General features: G+C 72.6%; 19 protein-coding genes and 1 riboswitch. Of the genes, 10 read left to right on the top strand and 9 right to left on the bottom strand.

Annotated elements, in window-relative coordinates:
* Nucleotides 1–33: 33 nt before the first annotated feature.
* Nucleotides 34–603 carry a TetR/AcrR family transcriptional regulator gene (locus LIV37_RS18070; protein ID WP_020868557.1) on the top strand — a complete coding sequence of 190 codons (570 nt, stop codon included), beginning with the start codon at nucleotides 34–36 and terminating at the stop codon, nucleotides 601–603.
* Nucleotides 604–623: 20 nt separating this feature from the next.
* Here the strand turns inward: LIV37_RS18070 and LIV37_RS18065 are convergent, their stop codons facing one another.
* From LIV37_RS18065 to LIV37_RS18050, 4 genes are all read right to left on the bottom strand, one after another.
* The gene (locus tag LIV37_RS18065) at nucleotides 624–947 is read right to left on the bottom strand and encodes a DMT family transporter (protein WP_020868556.1); all 324 of its coding nucleotides are present in this window, start codon (nucleotides 945–947) and stop codon (nucleotides 624–626) included.
* A gap of 461 nt (nucleotides 948–1408) precedes the next feature.
* A complete protein-coding gene (rsgA, locus tag LIV37_RS18060; protein ID WP_020868555.1) occupies nucleotides 1409–2416 on the bottom strand; it encodes a ribosome small subunit-dependent GTPase A in 1008 nt (335 codons plus the stop codon).
* 12 nt (nucleotides 2417–2428) lie between these two features.
* Nucleotides 2429–3805, bottom strand: a complete 1377-nt coding sequence (aroA, locus tag LIV37_RS18055; RefSeq protein ID WP_020868554.1) for a 3-phosphoshikimate 1-carboxyvinyltransferase — start codon at nucleotides 3803–3805, stop codon at nucleotides 2429–2431.
* A 160-nt stretch (nucleotides 3806–3965) separates the two neighbouring features.
* Nucleotides 3966–4679 (bottom strand): M50 family metallopeptidase, encoded by a 714-nt coding sequence (locus LIV37_RS18050; RefSeq protein ID WP_020868553.1) that lies wholly within the window; start codon nucleotides 4677–4679, stop codon nucleotides 3966–3968.
* A gap of 48 nt (nucleotides 4680–4727) precedes the next feature.
* Here LIV37_RS18050 and LIV37_RS18045 point away from each other — a divergent pair, with 48 nt between their 5' ends.
* The 8 genes from LIV37_RS18045 to def all read left to right on the top strand — a co-directional run bounded on the left by LIV37_RS18045 (nucleotide 4728) and on the right by def (nucleotide 13635).
* On the top strand, nucleotides 4728–5546 hold the full coding sequence (locus tag LIV37_RS18045; RefSeq protein ID WP_121824806.1) for an SOS response-associated peptidase: 819 nt from the start codon (nucleotides 4728–4730) through the stop codon (nucleotides 5544–5546).
* Nucleotides 5546–6235: an alpha/beta hydrolase family protein gene (locus LIV37_RS18040; RefSeq protein ID WP_020868551.1), complete on the top strand. Its 690-nt coding sequence runs from the start codon at nucleotides 5546–5548 to the stop codon at nucleotides 6233–6235. The genes LIV37_RS18045 and LIV37_RS18040 overlap by 1 nt, the downstream gene beginning before the upstream one ends.
* A gap of 321 nt (nucleotides 6236–6556) precedes the next feature.
* Nucleotides 6557–7246 (top strand): sigma-70 family RNA polymerase sigma factor, encoded by a 690-nt coding sequence (locus tag LIV37_RS18035; protein WP_020868550.1) that lies wholly within the window; start codon nucleotides 6557–6559, stop codon nucleotides 7244–7246.
* On the top strand, nucleotides 7243–7572 hold the full coding sequence (gene rsrA, locus LIV37_RS18030) for a mycothiol system anti-sigma-R factor (protein ID WP_020868549.1): 330 nt from the start codon (nucleotides 7243–7245) through the stop codon (nucleotides 7570–7572). The genes LIV37_RS18035 and rsrA overlap by 4 nt, the downstream gene beginning before the upstream one ends.
* A 216-nt stretch (nucleotides 7573–7788) precedes the next feature.
* Entirely contained in the window at nucleotides 7789–9237 is a 1449-nt protein-coding gene (locus LIV37_RS18025; RefSeq protein WP_121825393.1) for an HD-GYP domain-containing protein, read from the top strand.
* 473 nt (nucleotides 9238–9710) lie between these two features.
* Nucleotides 9711–10976, top strand: a complete 1266-nt coding sequence (locus LIV37_RS18020) for an HD-GYP domain-containing protein (protein WP_020868547.1) — start codon at nucleotides 9711–9713, stop codon at nucleotides 10974–10976.
* A 240-nt stretch (nucleotides 10977–11216) separates the two neighbouring features.
* Nucleotides 11217–12203: a tetratricopeptide repeat protein gene (locus LIV37_RS18015; RefSeq protein ID WP_020868546.1), complete on the top strand. Its 987-nt coding sequence runs from the start codon at nucleotides 11217–11219 to the stop codon at nucleotides 12201–12203.
* 802 nt (nucleotides 12204–13005) lie between these two features.
* The gene (gene def, locus LIV37_RS18010) at nucleotides 13006–13635 is read left to right on the top strand and encodes a peptide deformylase (RefSeq protein WP_121824808.1); all 630 of its coding nucleotides are present in this window, start codon (nucleotides 13006–13008) and stop codon (nucleotides 13633–13635) included.
* Between the two features lie 50 nt (nucleotides 13636–13685).
* On the opposite strand, the gene LIV37_RS18005 is transcribed toward def, so the two are convergent.
* From LIV37_RS18005 to LIV37_RS17985, 5 genes are all read right to left on the bottom strand, one after another.
* Nucleotides 13686–14717: a ribonucleotide-diphosphate reductase subunit beta gene (locus tag LIV37_RS18005; protein ID WP_243146214.1), complete on the bottom strand. Its 1032-nt coding sequence runs from the start codon at nucleotides 14715–14717 to the stop codon at nucleotides 13686–13688.
* A 17-nt stretch (nucleotides 14718–14734) separates the two neighbouring features.
* Nucleotides 14735–17158, bottom strand: a complete 2424-nt coding sequence (locus LIV37_RS18000) for a ribonucleoside-diphosphate reductase subunit alpha (RefSeq protein WP_020868543.1) — start codon at nucleotides 17156–17158, stop codon at nucleotides 14735–14737.
* Between the two features lie 134 nt (nucleotides 17159–17292).
* Nucleotides 17293–17419: riboswitch (cobalamin riboswitch) on the bottom strand.
* Between the two features lie 120 nt (nucleotides 17420–17539).
* Nucleotides 17540–18046, bottom strand: coding sequence for a GNAT family N-acetyltransferase (locus LIV37_RS17995; protein ID WP_020868542.1), 507 nt, complete (start codon nucleotides 18044–18046; stop codon nucleotides 17540–17542).
* 75 nt (nucleotides 18047–18121) lie between these two features.
* Nucleotides 18122–18292 carry a DUF7196 family protein gene (locus tag LIV37_RS17990; RefSeq protein WP_020868541.1) on the bottom strand — a complete coding sequence of 57 codons (171 nt, stop codon included), beginning with the start codon at nucleotides 18290–18292 and terminating at the stop codon, nucleotides 18122–18124.
* 42 nt (nucleotides 18293–18334) lie between these two features.
* Nucleotides 18335–18622 carry a hypothetical protein gene (locus tag LIV37_RS17985; RefSeq protein WP_020868540.1) on the bottom strand — a complete coding sequence of 96 codons (288 nt, stop codon included), beginning with the start codon at nucleotides 18620–18622 and terminating at the stop codon, nucleotides 18335–18337.
* 521 nt (nucleotides 18623–19143) lie between these two features.
* On the opposite strand from LIV37_RS17985, the gene LIV37_RS17980 reads away from it, so the two are divergent.
* Nucleotides 19144–20082, top strand: a complete 939-nt coding sequence (locus tag LIV37_RS17980) for an IPT/TIG domain-containing protein (protein WP_020868539.1) — start codon at nucleotides 19144–19146, stop codon at nucleotides 20080–20082.
* Nucleotides 20083–20085 lie beyond the last annotated feature (3 nt).

Here is a 20085-nt window from a genome sequence, read left to right as displayed (position 1 = left end):
GGGAGGCGACGATGCCCGCTCTGGGAGGCGACGATGCCCACAGCGCGTGAATCCTTACTCGACGCGGCCTTCGCCGCGCTCGAGCGCGGTCCGTGGCCGAGGGTGAAGATGTCCGAGGTCGCGGCGGCGGCCGGGGTCTCCCGGCAGACCCTCTACAACGAGTTCGGCAGCAAGGACGGCCTCGCCCGCGCTCTGGTGCGACGCGAGGCCGACGCGTATCTGTACGGGGTCGAGCGGGCGCTGTCCGGGGTGTCCGGCGCGGCGGCCCCCAGGGAGCGGCTGGCCGCCGCGGCGGTGTGGACGGTTCGCTCGGCGACCGAGAACCCGCTGGTGCGGGCGGTGCTCACGGGCCGCTGGAACGAGCGGCTGCCGACGTCCGTAGGGACGACACGGCCGGGGGAGCCGGAGCCGCTGCCCGCGCCGGGCGAGCTGATCGGCGAGGCGCGGGACCGCGCGGTGCGGCTGCTGGCGGGCGACTGGCCGCTCGGCGCGGTCGAACTGCCGCAGGCCTGTGAGGCGGTCGCCAGACTGGCCCTGTCGTACGTGATGGCGCCCGCCCCGGCGGCGGATGTGGCCCGTATGGTGCGCACCGTGCTGGCCTGAGCCGAACCGAGGGGCGGGCCTCAGTGGGCCGAGCCGGAGAGCTGGAGCCCTATCACGCCGACGATCACCAGCGAGATGGAGATGATCTTGAGCGTGGAGACGAGGTCACCGAGGAAGACCATCCCGTAGATCGCGGTCCCGGCGGCCCCGATCCCCGTCCACACCGCGTACGCGGGCCCCACGTCGAGCTTCTTCAGGGACAGCGTCAGCAGCCCGAAGCTGCCGAGCGCGAACGCGCAGAAGGCGACCGTCGGCCAGAGTCGGGTGAAGCCGTGCGAGAGCTTGAGGCAGACGGCGAAGCCGGTTTCGAGTAGCCCGGCGACCACGACCAGCAGCCACGCCATAGAGATGCCCTCCCGTGCCGCCGTGGGCTGCCGTCGCCCGGGGCATCCCCGGTCGCCTGGATTGCCTGAGTCGCCTCGATTGCTTGATGCGATTATCCATTTACCGCCCGGATGGAGCGGCAAACACGCTCCCTACGGGTGTCCGGCGGATCTTGCCGCCTGCGGCGGGCTGCTCCCCTCCCCGCCCCTTCCCGAAACTGGGGCTCCGCCCCAGACCCCGAAACTGGGGCTTCGCCTCAGGCCCCGGGAGCCGGGCTCTGCCTCAGACCCGGGAGTGGGGGCTCTGCCTCAGGTCCCAGGAGCGGGGGGCTCCGCCTCAGACCCCGGGAGCGAGGGCTCCGCCCCAGACCCCGGAGCCGGGATCCGGCCCTTCCCGCAGCCTCGCTAGGCGGCTCCGCCCAGGGTCCCGGGGTCCAGGGGCGGAGCCCTTGGCGGCGGGAAGGGGCGGGGAGGGGGAAGACCTAGTCGCCCTCTCGCCGTTCGCGGGTGGCCAGCAGCCGTCGCAGGGAGTAGAGCCGGGCCGGTTCGGCGTGGCCGTCGGCCACCCACTGGTCCAGCGCGCAGTCCGGTTCGTCGTGGCTGCAGGCGCGCGGACAGCCCTCGGTGCCCGGCTCCAGGTCCGGGAAGGCGTGGATGACCCGCACCGGGTCCACGTGGTGCAGCCCGAAGGACCGCACGCCGGGGGTGTCGATCGCCCATCCCTTGGCGTCCGGCAGGGGCAGCGCGAGCGCGGAGGTGGTGGTGTGGCGGCCGCGGCCGGTGACCGCGTTCACCCGGCCGGTGGCCCGCTGGCGGTCCGGGACCAGCGCGTTCACCAGCGTCGTCTTGCCCACGCCCGAGTGGCCGACGAAGACGGTGATCCGGTCGGTCAGCCGCTCCCGCACCCGGTCGGCGGCGTCGCCGTCGGCCAGCTCGTCGCGGCTGGTGACGACATAGGGGACGCCGAGCGGCTCATAGGTCTTCAGCATGTCGTCGGCGGGCGCCAGATCGGACTTGGTGAGGACGAGCAGCGGCTCCAGGCCCGCGTCGAAGGCGGCCACCAGGCACCGGTCGATCAGCCGCGGGCGCGGCTCGGGATCGGCCAGGGCGGTCACGATCGCGAGCTGGTCGGCGTTGGCGACCACCACCCGCTCGTACGGATCGTCGTCGTCGGCGGTCCGGCGCAGCACGGAGGAGCGCTTCTCGACCCGGACGATCCGGGCGAGCGTGTCCTTGTCGCCGGAGAGATCCCCGACGACCGCGACCCGGTCGCCGACCACGACGCCCTTACGGCCGAGCTCGCGGGCCTTCATGGCGGTGATGGTGCGGTCCTCGACCAGGACCGTGAGCCGACCGCGGTCGACCGTGAGTACGAATCCCTCGGTGGCGTCCTCGTGTTTGGGGCGGATGTTGGTGCGCGGCCGGTTGCCCTTGCGGTTGGGGCGGATCCGAACGTCGTCCTCGTCGGTGTGCTTGCCGTAGCGGCGCATGCGTCCAGGCTCTCAGGATCTCCGCGCCGAGGTCGTCGTCGCGTCGAGCATGCCGGTCCACAGACCGGGGAAGTCGGGGAGGGTCTTGGCGGTGGTCGCCACGTTCTCGACCAGTACGCCGTCGACGGCCAGGCCGAGGACGGCGGCGGCGGTGGCCAGCCGGTGGTCCTCGTAGGTGTGGAAGATCCCGCCGTGCAGCGGGCGCGGGCGGATCCGCAGGCCGTCCTCGGTCTCGGTGACGTCCCCGCCCAGCTCGTTGATCTCCTTGGCGAGGGCGGCGAGCCGGTCGGTCTCGTGGAGCCGCAGATGCGCGATGCCGCGCAGTACCGACTCGGAGTCGGCCAGCGCCGCGACCGACGCGATCACCGGGGTGAGCTCGCCGACCTCGTGCAGATCGGCGTCGATCCCGGTGATCCGGCCCGTTCCGGTGAAGGTCAGACCGGTGTCGGTGAGCTCGCAGGAACCGCCCATCTCGGTGAAGATCCGGCGCAGTTCGTCGCCGGGCTGGGTGGTGCGCTCCGGCCAGTCCGGGATCGTCACCCGGCCGCCGGTGACCAGGGCGGCGGCCAGGAACGGCGCCGCGTTGGACAGATCGGGCTCGACGACCAGGTCGCGGCCGAGCAGCGCGCTCGGCGCCACCCGCCAGACGCCCCGCTCGCCGCCCGCCTCCGGGGTGTCCACCCGCGCGCCCGCCGCCCGCAGCATGTCCACGGTCATCCGGATGTGCGGCAGGGAGGGCAGCGCGGCGCCGGTGTGACGCACCTCGACGCCCTGGTTGAACCGGGGTGCGGACAGCAGCAGCGCGCTCACGAACTGGGAGGACGACGAGGCGTCGACGCGGACCGGGCCGCCGTCCAGCGCCCCGCCTCCGTGCACGGTCATCGGCAGCGCGCCGCGGCCGTCGTCGTCGATGCGGGCACCCAGGGCGCGCAGCGCGTCGATCACGCCGTGCAGCGGGCGCTCGTGGGAGCGGGGGTCGCCGTCGAAGTGGACGGGGCCGTCGGCCAGGGCGGCGACCGGCGGCAGGAAGCGCATCACGGTGCCGGCGTTGCCGACGTCGATGGTGGCCGGGCCGTGCAGCCCCGCCGGGATGACCCGCCAGGCCTCTCCGCCGCCGGAGGGGCCGCTGGAGCCGAGGGCGCCGTCGGACACCGTCTCCTCGATGCCGACGCCCATGGCGCGCAGGGCGGCGGCCATCAGGAGGGTGTCGCGGGAGCGGAGCGGGCGGCGCAGCCAGCCGGGTTCGGCGGCGAGCGCGGCCAGGATCAGACCGCGGTTGGTAACCGACTTGGATCCGGGCACGGTGACGGTCGCGTCGACCGCTCCATCGGCGGTCGGAGCGGGCCAGAGGGCGGTGTGGTCGCCCGGGGAGGTCTCAATGCCGGTCATGGGTCTCACTTTAGTGGTTCGCCCGGAGTGCCAATCTTGATCGAAAGTGGCGAAACCCAGTCGAAACACGGCGCTGGTAGGCGCTGCTACAAGGCGCCCATGAGGTTCCGGCGGTGGCGCGCCGGGCGCTCGTACGGGGTCAGGGTCCCGGCGGCCGGGGTCACAACCCCAGCAACCAGCGCCCTCCGGCGAGCAGCGAACACAGCGAGACCACGTGGAAGAGCAGCAGCCAGGCGCCGGCCGGAATGCCCGTCAGCCGGGCGAGCTGGTCGGGGTCGGAGTCGTACGCGCCGCCGTGACGGCGCTTGCGCTGGAGCTCGAAGGCCGGACGCACGCCCCCCAGGAGGAGGAACCACACCACGGCGTACGCGAACCCCGCCTGGACGTCCGGCCCGGTCAGCCAGGAGACGAGGAAGAAGGCGGCCCCGCTGATGACGACCGTAAGGACGCCATAGGCGTTGCGGATCATCACCAGCATCGCGACCAGCAGCGCCGTCGTCCCCCACAGCAGCAAGGTGATGTGGTTCGCCGCCAGCAGCCAAGCGCCGCCGAGGCCCAGCAGGGAGGGGGCGGTGTAGCCGGACGCCGCGGTGAGGATCATGCCCAGGCCCGTGGGCTTGCCGCGCGAGACGGTCAGCCCCGAGGTGTCCGAGTGCAGCCGTATGCCGTCCAGCCGCCGCCCGCTGAGCAGCGCGACCACGGCGTGGCCGCCCTCATGGGCGATGGTGATGGCGTTACGGGCTATCCGCCAGGCGGTACGGAAGACCACGACCGCGAACGCGATCACGCCGGTGGAGACGACCAGCCAGGTGGTGGGGTCGGGCTGAGCGCCGGTCACCCGGTCCCACAGATCGGCGGCGTTCGTTGCGTCCATGTGCGGGCGGCTCCTCGCGTCGGTAGGGGTCGTGGCAGTGTGGCACCTATGTGCGGTCGATACGCAGCGAGCCGGAGGCCGGAGGATCTCGTCGGGCTCTTCGGAGTGGAGAAGTGGGAGCCGGAGGAGACTCTGGCGCCGGACTGGAACGTCGCGCCCACCAAGGACGTGTACGCGGTGCTCGAACGCCCCCTTAAGGACGCCGCCGAGCCGCGCCCGGTTCGCCAGCTGAGGGCGCTGAAATGGGGGCTGGTGCCGTCCTGGGCGAAGTCCCCCGAGGGCGGCGCCAAGATGATCAACGCACGGGCCGAGACCGTGCACGAGAAGCCGTCCTACCGGCGCCCGTTCGCCTCGCGGCGCTGCATCCTGCCCGCCGACGGCTACTACGAGTGGGTCACCGCGGCGGGGGAGCGGCAGCTGGAGGAGAAGGGCAAGCGCAAGCGGCCCCGCAAGCAGCCGTACTTCGTGACCCCGGTGGACGGCTCGGTGATGGCCATGGCCGGGCTGTACGAGTTCTGGCGGGACCGGACGCTGCCGGACGAGCACCCCCGGGCGTGGTGGGTCACCTGCACGGTGATCACCACCGAGGCGGACAAGGAGCCCTTCGGGGGCGCGGCCCGGGACGAGGGGCCGGGCTCGCTCGCCGAGATCCACCCGCGGATGCCGCTGGTCCTCACCGAGGACCGCTGGGCCTCCTGGCTGGACCCGGGCCGTACCGACCCCGGCGACCTGCTGCCGCTGCTGGCGCCGCCGCCCTCCGGGCTGCTGCGGGCGTACCCCGTGGCCACCGGGGTGAGTGATGTCCGTAACAACGGCCCCGAGCTGCTCGAGGAGCTCGAGGCCCCGGAGGAGGGCACGCTGTTCTGATGGCCGCGAAGAAGACGGACGAACCTCAGGGGACCACGGACGAACCTCAGGTGACCACCGAGATGGTGGCGACCCCGGCCGGCGATGCCCGGATCACCTGGCACCACGCCCCCGGCGCCCATGCGCTGCTGGCCGCGAGCCATGGCGCAGGCGGGGGCATCGAGGCGCGGGATCTGCGCGCGCTGGCCGGGGCGCTCCCCGGGCTCGGCGTGAGCGTCGCGCTGGTCGAGCAGCCGTGGCGGGTGGCGGGCAAGAAGATCGCGCCCGCCCCCTCGACCCTGGACACCGGATGGCGTGCCGTATGGCCCGCGCTGGAGAAGGCCGGGCTGCCGATCGTGGCGGGCGGCCGCAGCGCCGGGGCGCGGGTGGCCTGCCGGACCGCGACGGAGCTGGGCGCGAAGGCCGTGCTGGCGCTGTCGTTCCCGCTGCACACACCGGGCAAGCCGGAGCGGTCCCGGGCCGAGGAACTGCTGGCCACGGGCGTGCCGACGCTGATCGTCCAGGGCGGCCGGGACCCGTTCGGGCGGCCGGAGGAGTTCCCGGAGCTGCCCGCGGCCATGGAGCTCGTGGAGGTGCCGTACGGCGATCATGTCTTCGGCCTGCCGAAGTCGGCGGACCTCGACGAGCCCGCGGCGCTCGCCCTGATCACCGGGGCCGTCACCGACTGGCTGCCGCGCGCCCTGGGCTGATCGCCGACCGCCACCCCCTCGCTGGCCAGGAGCGCTGGGCGCCGGGGCGGGGGCGGGGCGGGAATGCGGCGGGAGGGATCCGTGTTGGACGGGCTGTAGGTACTCACCGTGTAAGAGGCACTGATACGCGGAATACGAGGAAAGGGAGTCCCCCGCATGGGTTCGCTTGCTTGCCCGGCCCGTCCACAGGCCGCTGACCTGGACTGGTCTCAGCTGCAGGCGGCGCAGGCCGTGAAGATCGAAGCGGCGGGCGCACCGGATCGTCGTCTATTCTCCGATTCGAGCGGGTCCACATCCGGACCCGACACGAAGCTGGAGGAGGTGGGTCAGGTCACTGGGACCGACGCAGGTACCGACGGCGTGACCGAGGGAGAGCCGGTCGAGCGGTCGCAGGAGTCGTCCTCGGAGCGCAACGCGCGCTTCGAGCGGGACGCCCTTGCCTTCTTGGACCAGATGTACTCGGCCGCGCTGCGGATGACGCGTAACCCGGCCGACGCCGAGGATCTCGTGCAGGAGACCTACGCCAAGGCGTACGGCTCCTTCCACCAGTTCCGGGAGGGCACCAACCTCAAGGCGTGGCTGTACCGCATCCTGACCAATACCTTCATCAACTCGTACCGCAAGAAGCAGCGGGAGCCCCAGCGCAGCGCGGCCGAGGAGATCGAGGACTGGCAGCTCGCGCGCGCCGAGTCGCATATGTCGACCGGTCTGCGCTCCGCCGAGTCGCAGGCTCTCGACCACCTGCCCGACTCCGATGTCAAGGAGGCCCTCCAGGCCATCCCCGAGGAGTTCCGCATCGCGGTCTATCTCGCGGACGTCGAGGGCTTTGCCTACAAGGAGATCGCGGACATCATGGGTACACCCATCGGTACGGTGATGTCCCGGCTGCACCGTGGTCGCCGCCAGCTGCGCGGTCTGCTGGAGGACTACGCCCGTGGGCGCGGGCTGGTCCCGGCCGGCGCGGGCGGCCCGGGGGACGAGTCGCACGATCGGAAAGGCGCGGACTCATGAGCTGCGGAGAGCCGCATGAGACGGACTGCTCCGAGGTTCTCGACCACCTCTACGAGTTCCTCGACCACGAGATGCCGGACGGCGACTGCGCCAAGTTCGAGGTGCACTTCGACGAATGCTCTCCGTGCCTGGAGAAGTACGGCCTCGAGAAGGCCGTGAAGAAGCTCGTCAAGCGGTGCTGCGGCCATGACGACGTGCCCACCGACCTCCGGTCGAAGGTCATGGGGCGGATCGAACTGATCCGCTCCGGGCAGGCGGTGCCGGAGCGCGAGATCACGACGGAGACGAACGCTCCGAGCAGCGCGCCGAGCAGCGCCCAGGAGTGACCCCGGGGCTCAGGCCCCAGTGGATCCCCGGTCGAACGCCTTTCGAGTTGGCGCATTCTCATTCCCACCCTCGGTGATCAGATCATCACTCGAAGGGGTGTAATCGGACAGTCCCTCCGGTCCCATACGCCCCGCCTCGTCCTAAGCTCCCCAACCACCTGAGCCGCCCCGCCCGAGAGGGGTGGCGCAATGGACATGGATGGGGAGGAGGACACCGTGCGGGCACTTCCCCACGGGGCGCGCGCCTATGTCCTGTGCGCCGTGCTCGCCGGGGCGTACTGCGCCGCCCCGGCCGTACGGCCCGGAGCGGCCGTCCCCTGGGCCACGACCGCCCTGCTCGCCGCGGTCCACGCGGTCGGCTCCAGGGTCCGCGCCCGCTGGCCCGAATGGTGCAGCCCCGTCCTTCTGGCCGGGGCTTTTCTGCTGCCGCCCGCCGCCGCGGCGCTCGTTGCCGTGCCCGGTGCGCTGCTCGCCCGCGTCGAGCGGCCCCCGGCCGGGGCGCGACGCGCCTGGCGGGCCGCGCGGCTCGCGCTGGCCGTCTGGACCGCCTCGTGCGCCTTCGCGGCCCTGGACGGCCCCGGGACCCTCAGCGCCCTCTGGGCCCTCGGCGACGGCGCCCAGGCCCCCGCTGGGCAGGCGTCGTCCGGTACGCCCGGCTTTCCGTACGCCCTGGCGGCCGCCGTGGCCGCCGCGCTCGTCCTGGGCCTGACCGCCACCGCCCTGGAGGGCGGGGTGCTGGTCACCGCCGAGCGGCAGTCCCCGCGCGCCGCCTGGTGGGGGCGGCTGCCCGGCGCCCTCGCCCCGTACCTGGTGCACGGGCCCGCCGGACTGGCCATGGCGGTGCTGTGGCGCAGCCCTTACGGACCGGCGGCGGCCCTGCTGGTGCTGCTGCCGATGTACGTCTGCGCCTGCGGCTTCGTGCTCTACCGCCGCGAGAGCGCCGCCCACCAGGCCACCATCCGGGCCCTGGTCCAGGCCGTCGACATCAAGGACCGCTACACCCGCGGCCACAGCGAGCGCGTCGGCCGCGCCTCCGCGATGATCGCCCGCGAGCTTGGCATGAGCGGCGACCGGCTGGAGGCGGTGCGGATCGCGGGCATCCTCCACGACGTCGGCAAGCTCGGCGTGCCCACCCGGCTGCTGCGCAAAAACGGTCCACTGACCCCCGATGAGCGCCGGGTGATCGAGCTGCACCCCGAGTACGGCGACGAGATGGTGCGCGGCATCGGGTTCCTGGGCGAGGCGCGGGCCGCGATCCTCCACCACCATGAGCGGCTGGATGGCAGCGGCTATCCGTACGGGCTCGCCGGTTCGCAGATCCCGGAGTTCGCCCGGGTGGTCGCGGTGGCGGACGCCTTCGACGCGATGACCTCGACGCGTACGTACCGCAGGGCCCGGCCGGTGCCCACGGCCGTGGAGGAGCTGCAGCGGTGCGCGGGCTCGCAGTTCGACCCCCGCATGGTCGGGGCCCTCACCCGCGCCCTGGACCGCCACGGCTGGCACGCGGCGGTCACCGCGGACGCGCCTGAGGAGCGCGGAAACGTCCCGGCAGACGCCCTCCCCGAGCCCGCCCCGCCACCCCTGGTGCGCGCGGCGGCCCCAGGCGCCCCGGACGACCCCGGCGCGCCCCACCCCGGCACGGGCGGCCCCGGCGGTGGCCCATGAGCCCCGCCGAGGACCCCACCAAGCCCAGCACGAACGATTCCGCCCGGGCCTCCGGCCCGGCCCCCGGGCCAGCCGATGCGGGACCGGGGGAAGCCCCGGACGCCTCGGGCAGGGGCGAGTCCGGCGTCCCGGTCCGCTCCGGTTCCGATCGGGCTCCCCGACCCGCCCCCGGGCTAGCCGACGAGGGGCCCGGGGGAGCCCCGGGTGCCTCGGGCAGAGGTGGGGGCGGCGTTCAGGGGTGCCACGGGGCGCTTGAGCGGGACGAAAGCGCGGCTCAGTGGCCCGCCAGGGCGGGGCGGCCCGCTTCGAGAGCGGCCGGCCGCCGGACCCCGAACGCCCTCGCCCGGATCGCCGAGCGGCACGCTCGTGCCCTCCATCGCACCCGCCGCCAACGGGCCGCGGCCGCCGCCGCCCGTGAGGAGGGGCGGGAGCGCATATCCCGGGGACGTTATGGCGGCCTTACGGCCGTCGCCGTGTATGGCGCGGCGGGGGCGCTCGCCGTAGTGGCGCTGGTGTGGACCGAGTGGCACGGGGTGCGGCAGGCGGAGGCGGCGCTGGCCTTCGGGGCGCTCATCGCCGTGGGGGAGGCGATCCGGTGCGTCGAGGCGCCGCCGGCGCTGCCGGGCGGCGGCGGGGGAGTGTCCGATCCGCGCGGTGAGCCCGCGCCCCTCGCCGCCGCCGGCGCGCTCGGCTACGCCCTGCTCGGGCGGCTCGGCGGGGAGCCCGCCACCCATGGCGTCCTCCAGACGGTCACCGTCGTCGTGGCCGCGTCGCTCGCCGGACTGGTGGCGCCGCTCGCGCTCGGCTGCCCGGTCGACCCCGGTCACACCGCCCGCCGGGTGCTGACCGCCGCGTTCGCCGCCGTCTGCTTCCAACCGCTGCACCGGACCGGCCGTTTGGCCGACTGGCTCGGCCACGGCCCGTCCCTCGTCGGCTATTTGCTCGCCCTGCTGGCCGTGACCGCCCTGTGCGACGCCGTCCTGGCCGCCGCCCTCGCCCGCGCCCGTACCGGCTGGCCTTACGGGCCGCTGCTCCGCGACGAGCTGCGGTCGCTGCCCGGGGTCGGGGCGGCGGTGTGCGCGACCGCGGCCGTGATGGCGCTCACCGTGGCCGTCGCCGGGCTGTGGCCGGTGCCGGTGCTGGCGGTGCCGCTGCTGCTGATCCAGTACTCCTACCGCCGCTACGCCGGGATACGGGCCACCTACCGCCAGACCATCGCCTCCCTGGCCCGGTCGACCGAGATAGCCGGGTACACCCCGACGGGCCACGCCCGCGAGGTGGCCGGGCTCAGCCGGGCGGTGGGGCGTGAGCTGGGCCTCTCCGAGCCCCGGCTGACCGTGCTGGAGTACGCGGCGCTGATGCACGACATCGGCCAGCTGTCACTGGTGGACCCGGTGCCCGCGGGGGCCACCGAACCGCTGCCCGCCGCCGAGCAGCGCAAAATCGCGCTGCTCGGCGGCGCTGTGGTGCGCCAGACCGGGGTACCCGCCGAGGTGGCGCTGGTCGTGGAGCGCCAGGCGGACCCGTACCGCGAGCAGCCGCTCGCCGCGCGTATCGTGCGCGCGGTGAACGCGTACACCGAACTGGTGAGCGGGCCCGCGGCCGAGGGAACGGCCGGGGCGGCGGCGCTGCGCGCCCTGGAACGGCTGCGGCTGGCCACGGCGCGCGACTTCGACCCGGTCGTGGTCGAGGCGCTCGCCACGGTGCTGTCGCGCGGGGTTTACGGCCGCCCCCGGTGAGAACTGATAACTCGCCGGTAATGAGCGGGGCTCCCGAGGGGCATGGTTGGATGCGAGGAGAGGGGTGCCAGGCCAGATGGCCGGTGGCAAGGAGGTGTGGTGGGCGTCGCATCCCGGCCGCAGCGTGAGGGGTCGGGCTGAGATGTCCGCGAATGTGTGGCAGGTTGTCTTCGAGGGAGGGCGACGCCGTCCGCGAAGGCATCTGGTACGGGACGACTTCGATACCGGCAGGCGGGAATCGTGAAGATCTTCGGCAAGGTACGGCACCGGCCGTCCGCCTCATGGCGGCAGGCCACGGACCGTGCGTTCACGCTCATCGGCGACGGCCGGTACGAGGACGCGGGCGCGCTGCTGACCCGCGCCGCCGACCTGGAGCCGTGGCTGTCGGAGTCCTGGTTCAACCTGGCGCTGCTGCACAAGTTCCGGCACGACTGGGAGCAGGCGCGCGCCGCGGGGCTGCGGGCGGTCGCGCTGCTGGACCGCGAGACGGGCGCGCCGGACTGGTGGAACGTGGGGATCGCGGCCACCGCGCTCCAGGACTGGCCGCTGGCCCGCCGAGCCTGGCAGGCGTACGGGCTGAAGGTGCCCGGAGAGGCGTCCGCGTCCGGTGAGCCGCTCGGCATGGAGCTGGGCAGCGCGGCGGTGCGGCTGTCCCCGGAAGGCGAGGCCGAGGTCGTCTGGGGCCGCCGGCTGGACCCGGCCCGGATCGAGGTGCTGTCCATCCCGCTGCCGTCGTCCGGGCGGCGCTGGGGCGAGGTGGTGCTGCACGACGGTGTGCCGCACGGTGAGCGGGTGACCTCCGCGGGCCCCGCGTACCCGGTCTTCGACGAGATCGAGCTGTGGGCGCCGTCCCCGGTGCCGACCTGGGTGGTGCTGCTGGAGGCGGCCACCGAGGCCGACCGGGACGCCCTGGAGCGGCTCGCGGCCGACGCGGGCTTCGCGGCCGAGGACTGGTCGTCGTCGGTGCGGCTGCTGTGCCGCTCCTGCTCGGAGAGCCGGATGCCCAGCGACGAGGGCGAGGGCGAACATCTGGACCCCCACGACCACAGCGAACCGGGCCACCCCGGCCCGCTGGGCCACCGTATGGCGGGCTCGGGCTCGCTGTGGGTGCCGGAGCGCGAATGCGGGATCGCGGCGCCTGGGGGGCTGGTGCGGGGGCTGCTGGACGGGTGGGTCGCGGACAGTCCGGACACGCGTGAGTGGCGGGATCTGGAAGAGGTCTGCTGACCGCCTGGCGGCTGGCGGCTGCCGGCTGCTCTGGGGTTCTAGGGGCGGTTGGCGGTTCGTAGCGCCTGCGGCGGGCTGTCCCCTCCCGCCCCTTCCCGCAGTATCGATATGCGGCTCCGCCGCGTGGTGGGGCTCCGCCCTGGACGTGCGTGGGCCTCCGCCCGGCCATCCGCTGCCGCGGGCTGCTCCCCTCCCCGCCCCTTCCCGAAACTGGGGCTCCGCCCCAGACCCCGGCTATGGGGCTCCGCCCCAGACCCCGGCTATGGGGCTCCGCCCCAGACCCCGGCTATGGGGCTCTGCCCCAGGCTCCGGCTGTGGGGTTGCGCCCCAGGCTCCGGCTGTGGGGTTGCGCCCCAGGCCCCGGCTGTGGGGCTCTGCCCCAGGCCCCGGCTGTGGGGCTCTGCCCCAGGCCCCGGCTGTGGGGCTCTGCCCCAGGCCCCGGCTGTGAGGCTCTGTCCCAGGCTCTGGCTGTGGGGCTCCGCCCCAGGCTCTGGCTGTGGGGCTCCGCCCCAGGCTCTGGCTGTGGGGCTGCGGCCCAGGCTCCGGCTGTGGGGCTGCGGCCCAGGCTCCGAGTCGGGAGCTCCGGACGGGCGTGGGCTTCTGCCTGGACATTCGCTGCGGCGAGGGTCGGCCAGTCGGCCCCGGGGTCCAGGGGCGGAGCCCATGGTTGTGGGAAGGGGCGGGGAGGGGAAAGATCCGCCGGAGGCCCGGTCACACCGCGTAAGCGCACCGCACCCCGCCGCGCCGTGCCCGTACCCTGTAGGGCGACGCATCACGGTTGAGGGAAGGCGTACGGCGGAAGATGTCGCAGCAAGGGACGAAGCAGCGGGTGGACGACGAGTTCATCGTGGACACGGAGGACTGCGAGGAGCGCGAGCGGGCCTTCCGCGAGCGTGGCACCGCCCGCCCGATCACCGTGTACGGCAACCCGGTCCTGCACAAGGAGTGCCGGGACGTGACCGTGTTCGACGAGGAGCTGGCGCGGCTCGTCGACGACATGTTCGCCAGCCAGCGGGCGGCGGAGGGCGTGGGCCTGGCCGCCAACCAGATCGGTGTCGACCTTAAGGTCTTCGTCTACGACTGCATGGACGACGAGGGCGTTCGCCATGTGGGTGTGGTGTGCAACCCGGTGCTGGAGGAGCTGCCCGCCGACCGCCGGGTGCTGGACGACTCCAACGAGGGCTGTCTGTCGGTCCCCACGGCCTACGCGGAGCTGGCCCGCCCCGACTACGCGGTGGTGCGCGGCCGGGATCTCGACGGTGAGCCGATCGCGGTGCGCGGCACCGGCTACTTCGCGCGCTGCCTGCAGCACGAGACCGATCATCTCTACGGCTACCTCTACATCGACCGGCTCTCCAAGCGCGACCGTAAGGATGTGCTGAAGCAGATGGCCGAGGGCACCGCCCGCTATGAGACGGTGCCCAACGACTGAGTGTGTCCTACCTCACAGGGCCGGGCCTCTTGGGTCCGGCCCTGTTGACGTCAGAAGTCGTCGTCGAAGGCGACCGACCCCTCGACCGCGACCTGGTACGCCGAGGCGCGCCGCTCGAAGAAGTTGGTCAGCTCCTGGACGTTCTGCAGTTCCATGAAGGAGAACGGGTTCTCCGAGCCGAAGACCGGGGCGAAGCCGAGCCGCTGCAGGCGCTGGTCGGCCACGCATTGCAGATACTCCTGCATCGATGCGGTGTTCATGCCCGGCAGCCCGTCCCCGCACAGATCGCGGGCGAACTGGAGCTCCGCCTCGACGGCCTCCTTCAGCATGTCGGTGACCTGCCGCTGGAGCTCGTCGTCGAAGAGGTCCGGCTCCTCCTCGCGGACGGTGTCCACGACCGAGAAGGCGAACTCCATGTGCATCGACTCGTCGCGGAAGACCCAGTTGGTGCCCGTCGCCAGGCCGTGCAGCAGTCCGCGCGAGCGGAGCCAGTACACGTACGCGAAGGCGCCGTAGAAGAACAGCCCCTCGATGCAGGCCGCGAAGCAGATCAGGTTGAGCAGGAAGCGGCGGCGGTCCTCCTTGGTCTCCAGCCGCTCGATCTTCTCCACCGAGTCCATCCAGCGGAAGCAGAACTCCGCCTTCTCGCGGATGGAGGGGATGTTCTCGACGGCGGCGAAGGCCGCGGCGCGGTCGTCCGGGTCGGGGAGGTAGGTGTCCAGCAGCGTCAGATAGAACTGGACGTGCACCGCCTCCTCGAAGAGCTGCCGCGACAGATACAGCCGCGCCTCGGGGGAGTTGATGTGCTTGTAGAGCGTCAGCACCAGGTTGTTGGACACGATCGAGTCGCCGGTGGCGAAGAAGGCGACCAGGCGGCCGATGAGGTGCTGCTCACCGGGGGAGAGCTTGGCGAGGTCGGCGACGTCGGAGTGGAGGTCGACCTCCTCCACGGTCCAGGTGTTCTTGATCGCGTCGCGGTAGCGGTCGTAGAACTGCGGGTACCGCATCGGCCGCAGGGTCAGCTCGAACCCGGGGTCCAGCAGGTTCTTGGTGTGGCCCGGCGCGGTGTTCACGGTGGTCATCTCGGATGCGGTGGGCATTACTGGCAGGCCTCGCAGGACTCGGGGTTTTCCAGGGAGCAGGCGATCGCGTCGGCCTCGGCCGGGGCCTGCTGCACGGGGACGGGGACGGGGACGGTGGGAGCGGGGGTGGCGGCCGCCGCGGCGCCGCCCCGGGCGCTCTGGGCGATCCGGGTGGCCGGACGCGAGCGCAGGTAGTACGTGGTCTTGATGCCGCGCTTCCAGGCGTACGCGTACATCGAGCTGAGCTTGCCGATGGTCGGCGAGGCCATGAAGAGGTTCAACGACTGGCTCTGGTCGAGGTACGGGGTGCGGGCCGCCGCCATGTCGATCAGGGCGCGCTGCGGGACCTCCCACGCGGTGCGGTACAGCTCCCGTACGTCCGCGGGCACCCAGGAGAAGTCCTGGACCGAGCCGTTGGACTCGCGCAGCGCCGCACGGGTCTGGGCATCCCAGACGCCCAGCTTCTTGAGGTCGTCCACCAGGTACGAGTTGACCTGGAGGAACTCCCCGCTGAGCGTTTCGCGCTTGAAGAGGTTGGAGACCTGCGGCTCGATGCACTCGTAGACGCCCGCGATGGAGGCGATGGTCGCGGTCGGCGCGATCGCCAGCAGCAGCGAGTTCCGCATCCCGGACTTCGCCATCCGGGTGCGCAGCGCCTCCCAGCGCTCCGGCCAGGTGGCCACCGCGTCGGTGTAGTGGTCCGGGTGCAGCACACCGCGCGCGGTGCGGGTCTCGGCCCAGGCCGGATGCGGGCCGTGGCGCTCGGCGAGCTCGCAGGACGCCTCGTACGCGGCGAGCATGATGCGCTCGGAGATCCGCGTGGAGAGCGCCGTGGCCTCGGGCGAGTCGAACGGCAGCCGCAGCCGGAAGAAGACGTCCTGGAGCCCCATGAGGCCCAGACCCACCGGGCGCCAGCGGGAGTTGGAGGCCCCGGCCTCCTCGGTGGGGTAGAAGTTGATGTCCACCACGCGGTCGAGGAAGGTCACGGCGGTGTGGACGGTGGCGTCCAGGCGCTCCCAGTCCAGCTGCCCGTCCTCGCCCAGGTGCGCGGCGAGGTTGACCGATCCGAGGTTGCACACGGCGGTCTCGCCGTCGTCGGTGACCTCCAGGATCTCGGTGCAGAGGTTGGAGGAGTGGACGACCCTGCCGGGCTGGGCGGTCTGGTTGGCGGTGCGGTTGGCGGCGTCCTTGAACGTCATCCAGCCGTTGCCGGTCTGCGCGAGGGTGCGCATCATCCGGGCGTACAGCTGGCGCGCCGGGACCTGCTTGACGGCCTTCCCCTCGGCCTCGGCCCGGCGGTACGCGGCGTCGAACTCCTCGCCCCACAGGTCCACCAGATCGGGCGCGTCGGCCGGGGAGAACAGCGACCAGTCGGCGTCCGCCTCGACCCGGCGCATGAACTCGTCAGGGATCCAGTGGGCGATGTTGAGGTTGTGGGTGCGGCGGGCGTCCTCGCCGGTGTTGTCCCGCAGCTCCAGGAACTCCTCGAGGTCCGCGTGCCAGGTCTCCAGGTAGACACAGGCCGCGCCCTTGCGCCGGCCACCCTGGTTGACGGCTGCCACCGAGGCGTCGAGCGTGCGCAGGAACGGCACGATGCCGTTGGAGTGCCCGTTGGTGCCCCGGATAAGAGAACCGCGCGCCCGGATGCGGGAGTAGGACAGGCCGATGCCGCCCGCGTGCTTCGACAGCCGCGCCACCTGGTGGTAGCGGTTGTAGATCGAGTCCAGCTCGTCCAGCGGGGAGTCCAGCAGATAGCAGGACGACATCTGCGGATGCCGGGTGCCGGAGTTGAACAGCGTGGGGGAGCTGGGCAGATACGACAGCGTGCTGGTCAGCCGGTAGAGCTCGGCGACGTCGTCCAGCGCCCGCTCCGAGTGGTCCTCGGCGAGCCCGCAGGCCACGCGCAGCAGGAAGTGCTGCGGGGTTTCGATCACCTGACGGGTGATGGGGTGGCGGAGCAGATAGCGGCTGTAGAGGGTGCGCAGCCCGAAGTAGCCGAAGCGGTTGTCGGCGCCGTCGGCCAGCGCCCGCTCCACCAGCGCGTCCAGCCGCTCGGCGTGGGTGGCGGCGAACTCCGCGGTGGAGTCGGCGAGCAGGCCCTCGCGGTGGCCCACCCGGACGGAGGCCGAGAAGGAGACCGCGCCCTGCCCGGCCGCCTCCTCCGTGATGGTCAGCGCCAGCAGCCGCGCCGCGAGCCGCGAGTACTCCGGCTCCTCGGCGATCAGCCCGGCCGCCGCCTCGGTCGCGAGCGCACGCAACTCCGCCTCGTCCGAGCCGGGATGACGGCCGCGCAGGGCGGCGGCCGCGACCTTGCCGGGGTCGGTGGCGGGAAGGTCGGCGGTGAGTCCGGTAAGAGTCCGTAGCAGGGCGGTCCCGGGCGCGTCGTCCGCTGCCTGAGAAGCCGCCTGCGCTGAAACCGGATCGGCGGGCGCGATGGTCACTGGGGTGCTCTCCCTCGCTCGGCCGGGCCGCGAGGGTGGTGCGATGGGCGCGTACGGACATGCCGTTGCCGCACTCCTCGTACGTCAGGCACACCACGCAGCGTCCATCGGCCCAACCCTCGAGGCCGGGGGACGTGTTCACAGGGCCGTCGGCAGGTGCTCGGACTCACGGGCACGCCGAATTGAGCGCACACGTACACCGTTGCGGGACAGTTCCGGATTCCCACCGGATTCCCCTGCGGCGACAGCGAGGACGAGCATACATCTTGTGTTGGCCGACGCACGCACCCCCATATCTTGTGTCGGAGCTGCGGAGTTTCGCATGAATGTGCTAATGCGTTCCGAAGGTGGCCCGCGACCTGGGGCGTGCGGCGCGGGGTGTCAAAGCTCCACGGTGAAGGCCCATAGGGTGAAGTCCGTCCCCGGCAGGGGCGCCCAGTCGCGCTCGGGGGCACGGGTGAAGCCCAGCCGCTCGTACAGGCGGTGGGCGGCGGTCATCGAGTGCTGGCTGCTGATCACTATTCGCCGCAGACCCAGTGCGCGGGCCCGGTCCAGACAGGCTCGCACGAGCGCCTCGGCGGCGCCGCGTCGGCGCGACTCGGGGCGGACGACCAGCATCCGGAACTCGCCCTCGCCGGGTCGGGCCAGCTCCGCGTACGCCCCGCCATGCACGGCGAACGCCACGGCGCCCAGCACCTCGTCGCTCGTCGTGTCCGCCGCGACCAGCACTTCGGACTCGGCGGCCCGGCGGCGGGCGTCGCGCAGGGTGGCGAGATAAGGATCACTGTCCCCGAAGTCCAGGAGCCCGTCCCCCAGATACACCTGTGCGGTGAGCTCTCCGATTCCGTCCAGCTCCTCGTCCCGCGCGCGCCTGATCGTGATGTCCATGCCCGTAGTCTGCCGCAGGCCACTGACAGCCGGGTGACAGCCGGGTCGCCGTGCGCGGGGTGTGGGTCCTCGGCGTCACTGGGTGACGGCGGTGATCACTCCGGTGGAGCCCGCGCGCCTGTTGGCGGCGTCGGCTTCCTGGTGGGTGACGTAGCGCCGGACCGTACCGTCCGGCAGTGTCAGCTCATAGACGACAACGGGTTGAGGCGGCCATTGAGCCGCCGTTCCGCCGCAGTTGCAGGCCATGGTTGCCCTTCCTTTCCCTCGGGTCGTTGTGGGGGCGGTGGGTCAGTCCAGCCATCGCGAGGCGACACCGGCCAGGTAGGAGAGCGTCAGGGCGGTGGCCGGGAGGTGGAACCACGCGGTGGTGTGCAGCAAGGAGGCGTAGACGGCGATGGCGGTGGCCACCCATGTGCTGGTGCACCAGCCGCAGTTGACCAGGTAGGAGGCGCGGGAGTCGTCGCCGAAGCGGTCGGCGACCCAGGTCCTGAACCCCGCCGCCAGGGTGTCCTTGGTGATGAAGCGGGTGATCCGGCAGGTGGTGCCGAGGGCGAGAAGGAACGCGGCGAGGCCCATCGGATCGTTTCCTCCCCGGGTGGTCGTACGGGGGTCGGCACGGCCGATGTCACGGCCGATGTCACTGCTGGGTCGGCACTGCCGATATCACTCATTAGAGGCTTGACGGGCGACGGCAGGCCATACCCCTTGGCACGCATTCGCCCGAATAGCGGAGCGCTTGTCATACAAGCTCAGCGCCACGCGCGCCCTCATGCGCCAAACGAGTGATGGCCGCCGTGAGGCCTTGAGCGACGCCGAGGATCGTGGATAACTGGGAACGTGGCCGCCGAGGCTGCCCCATACCTCGTCGGCCACCCAGGAGCCGGGCTTCCGCCCCGTGGCTCCGCCCTCATCCGCGCACCGCTCCCGCGCCCCGACCGGCCGCCCGTGGCTCATCCGTTGCTCCGGTGCGGCCTGTCCCGACCGCGCGGTGACGACGAGGCGTTGACCGGCGGTGTGCCCACGTCCAGCGGTGTGCCCACGTCCGTCGGTATGCCGCCGGCGCACATCACCCGAACCCTTCCCCGGGAGGACCGACCATGACTTCGACCGCTCTCGCGACCGCCGCCACCAACGCCGCCACCGCGGGCTACTGGCCACCGGCGGGCCCGCCGACGCTGCTCGCCGTGGTGCCCGACTCGGGCCCCGCCGCCGGTGGCAACTACGTCCGGCTGTTCGGCCAGAACCTGCGCGGGGTCACCGGCGTGTCCTTCGGCGGCACGCCCGCCACCATCGTCTACCAGGACAACCCCGGCGGTGGCGGCGGTGGTGGCTGGGGTGGCGGCGGAGGAGGCTGGGGTGGCGGTGGCGGAGGTGGCTGGCCCGGAGGCGGCGGCAACCCCGGCTACGACGGCATCGTGGTGATAGCCCCGCCGCACGCGCCCGGGACCGTCCAGGTCACCGTCACCACCGCCGCCGGGACCAGCAACGGCCTGCCTTACACCTACGTGGCACCGGCCCCGCCCGCCGCCGTCGCCATCACCCCGACCGTGGGCCCGACCACCGGCGGCACCGTGTACGTGATCACGGGCACCAATCTGACCGGGGTCACCAGCGTCACCTTCGGCGGAAGCCCCTCGACCATCCTGGCCATCAACCCCGCCGGGACCAGCCTGATCGGCATCACCCCGGCGGGTCCGCCCGCGGGCGGCAATGTCACCGTGACCCTCACCGGCCCCGGCGGCAGCACCAACGTGCCCGGCGGCTTCACCTACTTCGTCGCGCCGCCCGCACCGGTGCCCGTCGCCATCACGCCCGCCACCGGACCCGCCGCCGGCGGCACCGCGTTCACCATCACCGGCACCAACCTCGGCGGTGTGCTGGGCGTGCTGTTCAACGGGGTTCCCGCCACCGGTGTGACCGCCACCCCCACGACGGTGGCCGGTATCACCCCGCCCGGGGCGGTCGGCAACGCGACCGTCACCCTGGTGACGGCCTTCGGCACCGTGAACGTCCCCGGCGGCTTCCTCTACGTCTGACAC

The organism is Streptomyces rapamycinicus NRRL 5491 (genome assembly GCF_024298965.1).
In the GTDB taxonomy this organism is placed as follows: domain Bacteria; phylum Actinomycetota; class Actinomycetes; order Streptomycetales; family Streptomycetaceae; genus Streptomyces; species Streptomyces rapamycinicus.
This window is presented reverse-complemented; position numbering and strand designations above follow the sequence as displayed.